The sequence below is a fragment of the Cupriavidus sp. 10L45 genome (assembly GCF_056395225.1).
This window is the reverse complement of sequence record NZ_JBFTJC010000011.1, coordinates 1-13,259: the sequence shown is the minus strand read 5'-3', so window position 1 is coordinate 13,259 and position 13,259 is coordinate 1. Positions and strand designations below refer to the sequence as shown.

At 71.2% G+C, this 13,259-nt stretch carries 12 protein-coding genes; 5 read left to right on the top strand and 7 right to left on the bottom strand.

Going from position 1 to position 13,259, the window contains the following annotated elements:
• Positions 1 to 37: 37 nt before the first annotated feature.
• Genes AC1DFU_RS19825 through AC1DFU_RS19800 form a run of 6 tightly spaced genes read right to left on the bottom strand, consistent with a single transcriptional unit; the run spans position 38 to position 5,631 of the window.
• A complete protein-coding gene (locus AC1DFU_RS19825; RefSeq protein WP_477159873.1) occupies positions 38 to 2,008 on the bottom strand; it encodes a hybrid sensor histidine kinase/response regulator in 1,971 nt (656 codons plus the stop codon).
• Positions 2,001 to 2,918 carry a sensor histidine kinase gene (locus tag AC1DFU_RS19820; RefSeq protein WP_092293247.1) on the bottom strand — a complete coding sequence of 306 codons (918 nt, stop codon included), beginning with the start codon at positions 2,916 to 2,918 and terminating at the stop codon, positions 2,001 to 2,003. The genes AC1DFU_RS19825 and AC1DFU_RS19820 overlap by 8 nt, the downstream gene beginning before the upstream one ends.
• Before the next feature lie 40 nt (positions 2,919 to 2,958).
• Positions 2,959 to 4,005, bottom strand: coding sequence for an ATP-binding protein (locus AC1DFU_RS19815; protein WP_255370757.1), 1,047 nt, complete (start codon positions 4,003 to 4,005; stop codon positions 2,959 to 2,961).
• Positions 3,980 to 4,405, bottom strand: a complete 426-nt coding sequence (locus AC1DFU_RS19810; protein ID WP_441591024.1) for an anti-sigma regulatory factor — start codon at positions 4,403 to 4,405, stop codon at positions 3,980 to 3,982. Before AC1DFU_RS19810 ends, AC1DFU_RS19815 begins: the two co-directional genes overlap by 26 nt.
• A gap of 1 nt (position 4,406) precedes the next feature.
• The gene (locus AC1DFU_RS19805; protein ID WP_092293251.1) at positions 4,407 to 4,769 is read right to left on the bottom strand and encodes an STAS domain-containing protein; all 363 of its coding nucleotides are present in this window, start codon (positions 4,767 to 4,769) and stop codon (positions 4,407 to 4,409) included.
• Positions 4,770 to 4,782: 13 nt separating this feature from the next.
• Positions 4,783 to 5,631, bottom strand: a complete 849-nt coding sequence (locus AC1DFU_RS19800; RefSeq protein WP_092293253.1) for an STAS domain-containing protein — start codon at positions 5,629 to 5,631, stop codon at positions 4,783 to 4,785.
• A gap of 276 nt (positions 5,632 to 5,907) precedes the next feature.
• Between AC1DFU_RS19800 and AC1DFU_RS19795 the strand changes: the two genes are divergently transcribed.
• From AC1DFU_RS19795 to pdeM, 5 genes are read left to right on the top strand one after another with little or no spacing between them, the layout of a single operon-like run.
• Positions 5,908 to 6,165: a hypothetical protein gene (locus AC1DFU_RS19795; protein ID WP_441591023.1), complete on the top strand. Its 258-nt coding sequence runs from the start codon at positions 5,908 to 5,910 to the stop codon at positions 6,163 to 6,165.
• A gap of 36 nt (positions 6,166 to 6,201) precedes the next feature.
• A complete protein-coding gene (locus AC1DFU_RS19790; protein WP_441591022.1) occupies positions 6,202 to 7,278 on the top strand; it encodes a ligase-associated DNA damage response exonuclease in 1,077 nt (358 codons plus the stop codon).
• The gene (locus tag AC1DFU_RS19785) at positions 7,275 to 8,975 is read left to right on the top strand and encodes an ATP-dependent DNA ligase (RefSeq protein ID WP_441591021.1); all 1,701 of its coding nucleotides are present in this window, start codon (positions 7,275 to 7,277) and stop codon (positions 8,973 to 8,975) included. The genes AC1DFU_RS19790 and AC1DFU_RS19785 overlap by 4 nt, the downstream gene beginning before the upstream one ends.
• On the top strand, positions 8,972 to 11,659 hold the full coding sequence (locus AC1DFU_RS19780; protein ID WP_441591020.1) for a ligase-associated DNA damage response DEXH box helicase: 2,688 nt from the start codon (positions 8,972 to 8,974) through the stop codon (positions 11,657 to 11,659). The genes AC1DFU_RS19785 and AC1DFU_RS19780 overlap by 4 nt, the downstream gene beginning before the upstream one ends.
• A complete protein-coding gene (gene pdeM, locus AC1DFU_RS19775) occupies positions 11,656 to 12,360 on the top strand; it encodes a ligase-associated DNA damage response endonuclease PdeM (protein WP_441591019.1) in 705 nt (234 codons plus the stop codon). The genes AC1DFU_RS19780 and pdeM overlap by 4 nt, the downstream gene beginning before the upstream one ends.
• Here the strand turns inward: pdeM and AC1DFU_RS19770 are convergent.
• Complete coding sequence (locus AC1DFU_RS19770) at positions 12,306 to 12,845, bottom strand: CinA family protein (protein ID WP_441591018.1); 540 nt, start codon at positions 12,843 to 12,845, stop codon at positions 12,306 to 12,308. The two genes, pdeM and AC1DFU_RS19770, sit on opposite strands and share 55 nt — an antisense overlap.
• Positions 12,846 to 13,259: the final 414 nt, after the last annotated feature.

Genomic DNA, 13,259 nt, shown 5'->3' with positions numbered 1-13,259 from the left:
GGGAGAGGGCACGCGCCTGCCGCAGCCGCAGCGGCCCCTACTGCATCAGCCCCAGCACAGTTTCAATCGCGCTCATCAGTTCCTGCAGCCGCAGCGGCTTGCCGCACACCGCGTCGAAGCCAGATTCGATGGCCGCGCGGCGGTCCTGCTGGCGGGTGAAGGCGGTCAGGGCGATGGCTGGCGTGCGCGCCCGCGAGGCCACCGCCTCGCGGATGCGCACTTCGCGGATCAGGTCGTTGCCATCGCGGCCGGGCAGGCCGATGTCGCTGATGATGAGGTCCGGCGTGGCGGCCTCGATTTCATCCAGCGCGGTCTCGCAGTCGCGCGCGGTGCGCACCCGCGCGCCGTCGTTCGACAGGATGGCCGACAGCGCCGCCGCCGCATCGTCATCGTCCTCCACCAGCAGCACGTCCAGCGCGTTCAGCGGCACGCCCGGCTGGATCGCCGCCACCTCGGCGCGCTCGGCGCCCGGTTCGGGCGAGCCCGGCTCCACCAGCGGAATCGAGACCTCGAACATCGCGCCTTTGCCCTCGCCATGGCTGGCGGCATGCACCGTGCCGCCGTGCATCTCGGCCAGATGCTTGACGATGGCCAGCCCGAGCCCCAGGCCGCCGTGCTGGCGCCGGTTGGCGTCGTCGCTCTGCGTGAAGCGGTCGAACAGCAGCGGCAGGAAGTCCGGGGAGATGCCACGTCCCTGATCGATCACGCGCACGCGCAGCGTCTCGGCGTCTGAGCTGGCCTCCACGCGCACCGCGCCGCCCTCGGGCGAGAACTTGATGGCGTTGGAGAGCAGGTTCCACAGGATCTGCTGGAAGCGCGCCGGGTCCAGCCAGGCGCGGGGGACCAGCGTGGCCGGCAGGATCACGTCCAGCGCCACGCGCCGCTCGGCGGCCTGCGCCTGCATGCTGTCCAGCGCGCCGCCGATCACATCGGCGGGGTTGGTCAACTCGCGCTCCAGCTTCATCTTGCCGACGTTGAGCATCGACACATCGACCAGATCCGCCACCAGCCGGCGCTGGATCGCGATATTGCGCTCCACCGCCGCCAGACCGCGCCGGCCTTCCTCGGACGCCACGTGGCGGCTCAGTACATGGGTCCAGACCGAGATCACGTTCAGCGGGTTGCGCAGTTCGTGCGAGAGGATGGCGATGAAATCGTCCTTCATCCGGTTCAGGCGCTCCACGGCGGCGCGCGCGGCCTGCTCGCGCTCGATCAGCTGCTCGCGCTGGCGCTCCAGCAGCACGCGGTCGGTGATGTTGGACACCACGGCCACCTTCACGCCGTTCTCCAGCACGGCCGAGATGCTCCATTCCAGGTGCATGGTCTCGCCCTGCGCGTCGCGCAGCGGAAACGCGCCCTGCCAGYCGTCCTGCAGGTGCTGGCCGGTGGCCTCGGCCACGCGCGCCACCCAGTCAGGCGGCGCGAAGGCGGCCACGTGCTGGCCGATCAGCGCCTCCGCCGGGCGCTGCAACAGGCCCAGCATGGCCGGGTTCAGGTCGACGAAGCGCCCGTCCAGATCCAGCGTGCAGATACCGCCGATGGCCTGGTGGTAGATCGCCCGGAAGCGCGCCTCGCTCTCGCGCAGCGAGCGCTCGGCGGCGCTGGCGCGCAGCAGCGAGGAGATCGTGGCCACCAGCACGGCCGGCTCGGCCGGGTGGACCAGGTAGGCGCTGGCGCCAGCGTCCAGGCCGCGCACCTTGTCGTAGTCGGCCACGTAGGTGGCGGAGAGGTGTACCACCGGCACGGTGGCGGTCTCGGCGCGCTCGCGCAGGCGGCGGCAGACCTGAAAGCCGTCGATGTCCGGCAGGTTGACGTCGAGCACCACGGCGGAGACGCTGGTGTCGGCGCGTTGCAGCGCCTCCTGGCCGCTCTCGGCCTCGATGGTGCGGAAGCCGGCCGCGCTCAGCACGCGCACCGTGGCGTAGCGCGTGACCGGGTTGTCATCGACCACCAGCACCAGCGGCGGGGTGTCGCCCCTGCCGATGGCCGCTACGATGTGATCAGCCATGATGGTCTCCGGCAGGCGCGTCCGTTGGCACGGGCAGCGCCACCGGCACGGTCACGTAGAAGCGCGAGCCCACGCCGACTTCGCTCTCGAAGCCCACATGCCCGCCGAGCAGCTCCGCCAGTCGCTTGCTCAGCGCCAGCCCGAGGCCGGAGCCCCGGTAGCGCCGCTGCAGCGGGGAGTCGATCTGCACGAAGTCCTGGAACACCTCGCCGTGAGACTCCGCCGGGATGCCGATGCCGGTATCGCGCACGGAGAACGTGATGGTGTCGTCGCCGTCGCACACGGCCGAGACGCGGATCTCGCCGCTCGGCGTGAATTTCAGCGCGTTGGAGACGTAGTTGCGCAGGATCTGCGAGAGCTTGCGGTCGTCGCTGAACAGCTTGGGCACGTCGTGCGGGGCCTCGAAGATCAGCGACACCTCCGGGTTGGTCAGCACGGGCTTGAACATGCCGCGCAGGGCATCGAACAGCGCCACCATGTCGAACCAGGCCGGCGACACATCCACGCGGCCCGCCTCCAGCCGCGCCAGGTCGAGCAGGTCGTTGACCATCTCGGCGAACTCGGCGGCAGTGTCGCGCACGAACACCACCTGCTTTTCCTGCTCGGGGGTGAGCGGGCCGTCCACGCGGTCGATCAGCAGCCGGGTAATGCTCTGGATGGCGACGATCGGCGTGCGGAACTCGTGGCTCATATAGGCCAGGAAGCGGCTCTTCAGCTCGGTGGCCTGGCGCAACTGGTCGGCCTGGATGTCCAGTTCCGAGTACAGCGCCAGCACGCCGCGATTGGTTTCCTCAAGCTCGGCGCGCAGCGCCTCCACTTCCTGGGTGCGCGCCGCCAGCGCGGCCTGGAGTGCGGCGGGGTCGGTGTCGGGGGAGGCGGTCGGGTGGGTCGGGTGGGTGGGGTGGGTCATAGCGGCCAGTCTCACGGTGTCTTGCGGGGGCCCGGGGGCATCACCGCTGCGCGCGGCGAACCACCACGACGGTGGCATCGTCGCGGCCCCGGCAGAATTTCCAGAACACGAACGCGGCCACCAGCGACGGATCGCGCTGCAGCACGGCCGGGTCGTCCAGCCGCCAGCGCGACTGGATGCCATCCGAATGCACGATCAGCACGGCGTGCGGCGGCCACTCCACCTCCTGCTCCTGCACGGCCCGCATTTGCAGGCCGGCGGTGCCATTCTGGACCAGCAGCGTGCGGTCGTCGATGCCGGATATCACGCGCGCCATGACGTTGCCGGCGCCGGCATAGCGGATGCATTGGGCGCCGGCGTCCACGCGTGCGGCCGTCACGGCGGCGCCGCGCGTGGTGCGCAGCGCGCCGTGCGCCAGTTCCAGGTAGCGGCCGGGATGGCTGCCCCGGGCCCGGGCGAACACGGACAGCGCCACGGCGGCGGCTTCGGCGGCGTCGGGGCCGTGCCCCAGGCCGTCCGCCACCACCACGTCGGCGCGGTGGTCGTGCACGGCCACGCTCCAGCCGTCGCCGCTGACCGTCTCGCCCGGCGCGGCCACGCAGACCGCGCCCACGTCGAAGCCGTTGCTGGTGCGGCGCGCCGTGCCGCCAGCATCGCGCTCGCGGTAGAAGCGCGCCAGGATCAGCGTGCCCTGGCCGGGGCGGGTGTAGATGTCGAAGTCGTCGGCCAGCCGGCTGACCGCGCCGAGGCCCTGGCCTGCGCTGCCGCCGGTGGAATAGCCGTCCCGCAGGCAGGCCTGGAGGTCGGTCATGCCGGGGCCGTCATCGATCGAAATCAGCTCGATGGCGATGCCGTCGCCCAGTTGGCACGCTGCCACCAGCAGCCGGCCGCCCCGGGCGTGGTTGACGAGGTTGTTGCCCAGCTCGTTGACGGCTACGGCCAGCCGGCCGGACTGGATGGCATCGAAGCCGTGCCGCCCGGCCAGTTCGGCGGCGGCGCGTCGGGCCTCGCCCACGCGGCTGCGGTCGCCCATCGGCACGGCGATGTGCGGGCCCAGGTTGTTACTTCCACCGAGTGATGCTGACACAGGTTCCCTCGCCAACTTTGGTTCTGATGGCGAACTCGTTCACCAGCCGTTTGCTGCCCGACAGGCCCATGCCCAGCCCGCTGCCCGTGGTCCAGCCGTCGACCAGCGCCTGTTCCACGTCCGGAATGCCGGGGCCCTTGTCCTCGAAATGCAGCCGCAGGCCCTTGCGGATGCCCTCGGCCAGCATCTCCCAGCGCATTTCGCCGCCGCCGCCATACACCACGGTGTTGCGGGCGAGTTCGCTGGCCGCCGTAATCATCTTAGTCTGCTCCACCAGCGAGAACTTCAGTTGGATTGTCAGCGTGCGCACCATCGCGCGCGCATGGACGATATCGCGCTCGTCCTTGAGCGGGGAGCTGCCCGTATCGGCCAGCTCGGTGGCCACGGCAGGGGTGGCCATCTCAGGCCACCCGCGCGGCGGCGTCGAGCATCTGCATGCCGCGCTCCACGCTCAGGGCCGTCTTCACGCCGCCCAGCGAGAGCCCCAGCTCCACCAGCGTGATGGCCACGGCCGGGCGGATGCCCACCACCACCGTGGTCGCGCCGAGGATGCGGCTGATGTCCGAGATGCTCACCAGCATGCGGCCGATGAACGAGTCCACCATCTCCAGCGCCGAGACGTCGATCAGCACGCCATGCGCGCCGGTCTGGTCGATGGTGGAGGCAATGTCTTCCTGCAACATCAATGCGGTCTGGTCCTGCATGTCGATCTGGATCGTGACCAGCAGGTTCTTGCCCATCCGCAGGATTGGAATCCGTTCCATGGCGCCTCCGGGTTCAGGCGGCGCGGGTGACGGTGTGGCCGGTCATGCGCATGGCCGTGGCCAGCGCGTCCGCCAGCGTGGACTTGGTGATGATGCCCTGCAGGTCGATGCCAAGATGGACGATGGTCTGCGCAATCTGCGGCCGGATGCCGCTGATGATGCTTTCCGCGCCCATCAGGCGGATGGCCGTGACGGTCTTCATCAGGTGCTGCGCCACGAGGGTGTCCACGGTGGGCACGCCGGTGATGTCGATGATGGCCAGCTCGGAGCCGGTGTTCACCAGGCGCTCCAGCAGCGTTTCCATGACGATCTGCGCGCGGCTGCTGTCCAGCGTGCCGATCACGGGCACCGCCAGCACGCCGTCCCACAGCTTGATCACGGGCGTGGACAGCTCCAGCAGTTCGTGCTGCTGGCGCATGATGATGTCCTCGCGCGTCTTCTGGTAGGTGGAGACGGTCCACTGCGCCATGCGGTCCACGATGGACGAGGCGGCCCAGACCACCTCGATCTGGCCCTCCACCTCGCCGCGATGGCGCTGCAGGCCATCGAACAGCGGGCGCTTGAGCGCCAGCACGAAGCCGCTGGTCACGTCGGCCGTCTCGCCCTGCGCCGCGCGGGCGGCGGACAGGTGCGACAGCGTGTCCCGCAGGGTGGTCCAGGCACGGCTGTCGAAGTTGCTCGCGTCGGCATCCGCCGACAGGCCGGTGTCAAGCGCCTTGAGAATGGCGCGCTGCTCGGTCTCGAGGTTCTGGCTCAGGCCGCGGCCGCCCGTGTAGGTGTGATATTCGGCGGTCCAGCCGCGCAGGATGGTGTCCGGGTCCTCGCGCAGGAGGTCCGCTAGTCGCTGGTTTTCTGGGCGCATGAAGGTGTGAAAGATGGGAGGGATCGGGCAAGGAGGCGTCCGCGGCTGACCACGCCGCACGGCAGGACGTTGAGTCGATTCTAGGAGAGATTCCTAGTCGACACTATCGGCGCCCGGCTGATTGACGCCGTATGGGAAATCGGCATTCCGCTCTATAAGTGATGCATTGGTAACTTTGTGAGAATGCGCCGACAGCCGAACGGGACACCCCACGCTGGCCGGCGCCGCCCCGGGCCGACTACGCTGGATAAGGATCGTCAGGTCGGGAGGATTTCCGTGGATTGGCTCGATGCGCTGCAATGGCCCGCGATGGCGGTGACGGTGGCCGCCACCTGGCTGGTCGGCAGCCGCGCGGCGGGCCGTCGCAAGGTGGGCTTCTGGGTCTTCCTGGCCAGCAACGCGATGTGGGTGGGCTGGGGTTTCCATATCGGGGCCTGGGCGCTGGTGGTGCTCCAGTTCGCGCTGGCCGCGCTCAACGTGCGGGGCATGGCGGAGGCCCGCAAGGCGCGGCGCGCGGGGCCGTCCGCTACCTGACGCCCCGCCTATATATATAGAGGGGGATGGATCCCGATGGCCGACCTGATCGTCGCGCGGCCGGAAGGGCTGTATTGCCCGCCCGGCGACTTCTATATCGACCCGTGGCGCCCCGTGGCGCGCGCCGTCATCACCCACGCCCATTCGGACCACGCGCGCTTCGGCCACGGCAGCTACCTCTGTGCCGCCCCCGGGCGCGGCGTGCTGCTGGCGCGGCTGCCGGGCATCGCGCTGGAGACGCTGCCCTACGGCGAAGCCATCACGCATCACGGGGTGCGGCTGAGCCTCCATCCGGCCGGACACGTGCTGGGATCTGCCCAGGTGCGGCTGGAACATGGCGGGCAGGTCTGGGTGGCCTCCGGCGACTACAAGGTCGAGGCCGACGGCACCTGCGACCCGTTCGAGCCGGTGCGCTGCGACACCTTCGTCACCGAAAGCACCTTCGGCCTGCCGATCTACCGCTGGCCGACGCAGGCCGCGCTGATGGCCGAGATCTTCGGCTGGTGGCAGGCCAACGCGGCGGCGGGGCGGGCGAGCGTGCTGTACTGCTACGCCTTCGGCAAGGCGCAGCGCATCCTGCACGGGCTGATGCGTCATGCGGGCGCGGACGTGGCGCTGCCGGGGCCCATCGTCGTGCATGGGGCGATGACCACGCTGAACCAGGCCTATGCGGATGCCGGCGTGGCCCTGCCACCCACCCTGACCACGGCGGACCTGCCGGCGCGCAGCCCGGCCCTGCGCCGCGCGCTGGTGGTGGCGCCGCCGTCCGCGCAGCGCTCCACATGGCTGCGCCGCTTTGGCGAGGCCGCCGATGCCTTCGCCAGCGGCTGGATGCAGTTGCGCGGCACGCGGCGCCGGCGCGGCGTCGATCGCGGCTTCGCGCTGTCCGACCATGCGGACTGGCCCGGGCTCCTTGCGGCGATCACCGCCACGGGCGCGCCGCGCGTCATCGTCACGCATGGCAACGTGCCGGTGATGGTGCGCTACCTGTGCGAGCAGGGCTGGCAGGCGCAGGCGTTCCAGACCGAGTATGGGGACGACGCCGGGGACGATGACGAGCCGTCGCAGGAGACCGTGGAAACCCCGGTCGAAACCCCGGAGGCAGCCCCATGAAAGCCTTCGCCGACCTCTACGCGGCGCTGGACGGCACCACGTCCAGCAACGCCAAGCTGGCGGCGCTGGTCGATTACCTGCGCGCCGCGCCGCCCGAGGACGCCGCCTGGGCGGTCTACTTCCTGTCCGGCGGCAAGCCGCGCCAGCTCGTGCCGGTGGCGATGCTGCGCGAACTGGCCCGGCAGGCCGCCGCGCTGCCCGAGTGGCTGTTCGAGGAAAGCTATCAGGCCGTGGGCGACCTGGCCGAGACCATCGCGCTGTTGCTGCCGGCCACGCCCCACATCGACACGGCCGGGCTGGCCGAATGGGTCGAGCAGCGCCTGCTGCCGCTGCGCGGCCAGCCGCCGGAGGTGCTGCGCGAGCGGCTCGATGCGCTCTGGCGCCCGCTCGACGCGCGCGGGCGGCTGGTCCTGTTCAAGCTGATCACGGGCGCGTTCCGCGTGGGCGTGTCGCGGCTGCTGGTCACCCGCGCGCTGGGCGAGGTGGCCGGGCTGGACGCCAAGCGCGTGGCCGAGCGCATGGTCGGCTACACCGACATCTCGCGCCGCCCCGATGCCGCGCACTACCTCGCGCTGATCGCCCCGGACGATGCCGGGACGGCGGCGGGCGAGGGCGCCCTCGCCACCTTGCAGCGCGGCGGCCAGCCCTATCCGTTCTTCCTCGCCCATCCCTTGCAGGCCCCGGTGGAGGACTTCGACACCGTGCTCGGCGCCCCGGCCCGCTGGCAGGTGGAATGGAAGTGGGATGGCATCCGCGCCCAGCTTGTGCGCCGGGCCGGCGCCACATGGCTGTGGTCGCGCGGCGAGGAACTGATCACCGAGCGCTTTCCCGAGCTGGCCGAAGCCGCCGCCACGCTGCCGGATGGCACCGTGCTCGACGGCGAGATCGTGATCTGGCAGGACCGCCGCGTGCAGCCGTTCGCCTTGCTCCAGCAGCGCATCGGTCGCAAGACGCTCGGCGCCAAGCTGCTGCGCGAGGCGCCGGCCATCCTGATGGCCTATGACCTGCTCGAATGGCAGGGCGAGGACTGGCGCGCCCGCCCGCAGGCCGAACGCCGCGCGCGGCTGGAGCAGGTGATTGCCGATCACGTCCACCCGGCGCTGGAGCTGAGCCCGCTGGTCGATGCCGACAACTGGGCGCGCTACGCCACGCTGCGGGAGACCTCGCGCGAACTGGGCGTGGAGGGCTTCATGCTCAAGGCCGCCGACGCCGCCTACGGCGCGGGGCGGACCAAGGACGTGGGCGTCTGGTGGAAGTGGAAGATCGATCCCTACACCGTGGATGCCGTGCTGATCTATGCCCAGCGCGGCCACGGCCGGCGCGCCAGCCTCTATACCGACTTCACCTTCGCGGTCTGGAACGCCCCGCCGGGCACGCCGGAGCGCGCGCTGGTGCCGTTCGCCAAGGCGTACTCGGGGCTGACCGATGCCGAGATGCGCGCGGTGGACGCCATCGTGCGCAAGACCACCGTGGAGTCTTTCGGCCCGGTGCGCAGCGTCACGCCGACACTGGTCTTCGAACTCGGCTTCGAGGGGATTTCCCGCAGCGGGCGGCACAAGAGCGGCATCGCCGTACGGTTTCCGCGCATGCTGCGCTGGCGCACGGACAAGCCGATCGAGGAGGCCGACACGCTGGCCACGCTGGAGGCGATGCTGCCGGGCGCCGCGCGCGCGGTGCCGGCCGAGGATGCCGCATGAGCGAGGCCGCACCGTTCGTCCGCGCCCCGCCAGTGGCTGAGACGCTGCCGGCGCTGTTCGCGGCCCGCCACTGGCAGCCGTTCGATTTCCAGCGCGACGTGTGGGACGCCATCGCCCACGGCCAAAGCGGGCTGCTCCACGCCACCACCGGCACCGGCAAGACCTACGCCGCGTGGCTCGGCGCGCTGCTGGCCTTCGCCGAACCGCCGGCCCGGGCCGGCGCCACGCCGCCGCCGCTCACCGTGCTGTGGCTGACGCCGATGCGCGCGCTGGCCGCCGACACCACGCGCGCCTTGCAAGCCCCGCTGGCCGAACTCGGCCTCGACTGGACCGTGGGCCTGCGCACCGGCGACACCGGCAGCAGCGAACGCGCCGCGCAGGCGCGCCGCCTGCCCACGGCGCTGGTAACCACGCCGGAGAGCCTCTCCCTGCTGCTGACCCGCGCCGACGCACGCGAGGCGCTGGGCCGCGTGCGTCTGGTCGTGGTCGATGAATGGCATGAGTTGATCGGCTCCAAGCGCGGCGTGCAGGTGCAACTGGCGCTGGCGCGGCTGCGGCAATGGCAGCCCGGGCTGATGGTCTGGGGACTGTCGGCCACGCTCGGCAACCTCGACCATGCCAGCGACGTGCTGCTGGCCGGCCTGCCGGACGATCGCCGGGTGCTGGTGCACGGCCACACGCCGAAGACGCTGGTCATCGACACGCTGCTGCCGGACGCCGCCGGGCGCTTTCCGTGGGCGGGGCATCTCGGCCTGTCGATGCTGCCGCACGTGGTGCGCGAACTGGAATCCACCAGCACCGCGCTGGTGTTCCTCAACACGCGCTCGCAGGCCGAACTCTGGTATCAGGCCCTGCTCGATGCGCGGCCCGAGTGGGCCGGCCAGATCGCGCTGCACCACGGCTCGCTGGACCGCGCCGTGCGGGACTGGGTGGAGGTGCATCTCAAGAACGGCGCGCTGCGCGCCGTGGTGTGCACGTCGAGCCTGGATCTGGGCGTGGACTTCCTGCCCGTGGAGCGCGTGCTCCAGATCGGCTCGCCCAAAGGCGTGGCGCGGCTGTTGCAGCGCGCCGGACGGTCTGGCCATGCGCCGGGGCGGGCGTCGCGCGTGACCGTGGTGCCCACGCACAGCCTGGAACTGGTGGAAGCCGTGGCGGCGCGCAACGCGGTGCGCGCTGGCCGTATCGAGGCGCGCGAGTCCCCGGACAAGCCGCTCGACGTGCTGGTCCAGCATCTGGTGACGGTGGCGCTCGGTGGCGGCTTCCGCGCCGATGACCTGCTGGCCGAGGTGCGCACCACCTGGGCCTATCGCGCCCTGAGCGACGAAGAATGGCAGTGGTGCCTCGACTTCGTGCGGCAGGGCGGGAGCACGCTGTCCGCCTATCCGGACTATCGCCGGGCGATGCCCGACGAGGCCGGCGTCTGGCGCGTGCCCGATGCCCGGCTGGCGCGCCGGCACCGCATGAGCGTGGGCACCATCGTCAGCGATGCCACGATGCAGGTGCGATTCTGGACGCGTGCGGGCAGCGGCGGGGCCTCGCTGGGCACGGTGGAGGAGGGCTTTATCGCGCGGCTGGCGCCCGGTGACTGCTTCCTGTTCGGCGGCCGGCTGCTGGAACTGGTGCGCGTGCAGGAGATGACCGCCTACGTGCGCCGCGCGGCCGGCAAGCGGCCCTCGGTGCCGCGCTGGAACGGCGGCAAGATGCCGCTTTCCACCGAACTGGCCGAGGCCGTGGTCGATACGCTCGAAGCCGCCCAGCTTGGCCACCTCGACCCGGCCAGCACGCCCGAACTGCCGCTGATCCAGCCGCTGGTAGACCTGCAGGCGCGCTGGTCGGCGCTGCCCACGCGCGGCACGCTGCTGGCCGAGACCCTCCATTCGCGCGAAGGCTGGCATCTGTTCCTCTATCCGTTCGCGGGCCGCTCGGTGCATCTGGGGCTGGGCAGCCTGCTGGCGTGGCGGCTTGGGCAGCAGGTGCCGGCGACCTTCTCGGTGGCCGTGAACGACTACGGGCTGGAACTGCTGGCCTCGGCGCCGCTCGACTGGGCGCACTGGCTGCCGCTGGTGCTGGCCGAGGAACGCCAGCGCGACCTGGCCGCCGACGTGCTCGGCAGCCTGAACGCGGGGGAGCTGTCGCTGCGGCGCTTCCGCGAGATCGCCCGCGTGGCCGGGCTGATCTTCCAGGGCTACCCCGGCGCCCACAAGAGCGCGCGCCAGTTGCAGGCGTCATCGAGCCTGTTCTACGAGGTCTTCCGCAAGCACGACCCGGCCAACCTGCTGCTCGGGCAGGCCGAGCGGGAGGTGCTGATGCAGGAGTTGGACGCCCACCGGCTGGCCGACACGCTGGCCCGGCTGGCCGCGCTGCGGCTGGACCTGCACGCGCTGAAGCGCCCCTCGCCGCTGGCCTTTCCGCTGGTGGTGGAATTCCTGCGCGAGAAGCTCAGTACCGAGAAGCTGGCCGACCGCATCGCCCGCATGCTGGCCGAACTGGAGGCGGCGGCGGGGCCGGTGGGGGATACCGTCGATGCTGATGCCGATGCCGCGCAGGTGGCCGAGGTGGCGCGCTTCGGCATGGCCGATCACGTCAAGTCAGGTGGCCGCAGTGGTGGAAGAAGCGGGGCCAGCGGTCGCGCACGTCGCTCGGGGCGCCCGCGCAAGCCATCGAAACCGCTCCCGCTGCTATGAGCCAGCCAGACGCCGCCACGTTGCATGCCTTCGGCGCCCAGGCCGTGGAAGTGGCCGGGGAGACGCTGTGGCTGCTGCCCGAGCACGCCATCTGGTGGCCCGGCGCGGCGATGCTGCTGGTGGCGGACGTCCACATCGGCAAGGCCGCCGCGTTCCGGGCGCTGGGGCAGCCGGTGCCGCCCGGCACCACGGCCGAGAACCTCGCCCGGCTGCACGCGCTGGCCGTGCGCTATCCGGCGCGGGAGCTGGTGTTTCTGGGCGATTTCCTGCACGCCCGCGCCGCGCGCACGGCGGCGGTCATCGTCGCGCTGCACGACTGGCGCCGGGCGCTGCCGGCCCGCGTGCGCTGCACGCTGGTGCGCGGCAACCACGACACCCACGCCGGCGACCCGCCGCCGGAACTCGGCATGACCGTGGTCACGGAACCGCTGCGGGCCGGCCCGTTCGCGCTGTGCCATATGCCGGGCGCTTCCCCGGACGGCTATGTGCTCGCGGGCCACCTCCATCCGGCCGTGGTGCTGCGCGGCAGCGGTGCCGACGCGCTGCGGCTGCCGTGCTTCGTACTGGGGGAGCATGGCGCGATCCTGCCGGCCTTCGGCGCCTTCACGGGCCATGCCACGATCCGGCGCGCGCCGGGGGACCGCATCTATGGGGTGGGCGACGGGCGGGTCTGGCCGGTGCCGCCGCGCGCCAGTTCGTAGTAGTGCGGGATGCGCAGCAGCGCGTAGTCGGCGGCAGCGAAGCGCACGGTGTTGCGGTCGCCGTCGAAGCGCCGCGTCTCCGTGAACACGGCCAGCGGGGCAGTGCGGCCCGGCATCCGCAGCACCCACGCGAAGCACTGCGTGCCAGCCGGGGTGTCGTCGGGCGCGTTGCCGTCGGCCACGCCCGTGTTGGCAATCGCCAGATTGGCATCGGCCAGACGCAGCACGCCGTGCGCCATGGCCAGCGAGACGGCCTCGCTGGTCAGCCCGTGGCGACGGATGACTTCCTTGGGCACACCCAGCACCGAGGTCTTGATGTCGGGCGCATAGGCCACCACGGCGCAGCGCAGCACGTCGCCGCAGCCGGGCACCTCGGCAATGCGCGACGCGATCAGCCCGGCCGTGCACGACTCCGCCGTGGCCAGCCTGAGACCATGCCGCGCAAGGAAATGCGCCGTGTCCCGGATTTCAGGACTTTCTTTCATGTCGATGCCTTGTCGAGTGATGGCGTGGAGGGGCAGGTTTTGTGCCAACGCGGCTGGAACCGCCGGCCCTCTCCCCCGGCCCCTCTCCCGCAAGCGGGCGAGGGGAGCACACCGACAGGCTTTGATGGGCCCCTGGTTTTCTCCCCTCTCCCGCAAGCGGGCGAGGGGAGCATACCGGCAGGCTTTGATGGGCCCCCGGTTTTCTCCCCTCTCCCGCAAGCGGGCGAGGGGAGCACACCGGCAGGCTTTGATGGGCCCCTGGTTTTCTCCCCTCTCCCGCAAGCGGGCGAGGGGAGCACACCGGCAGGCTTTGATGGGCCCCTGGTTTTCTCCCCTCTCCCGCAAGCGGGCGAGGGGAGCACACCGRCAGGCTTTGATGGGCCCCTGGTTTTCTCCCCTCTCCCGCAAGCGGGC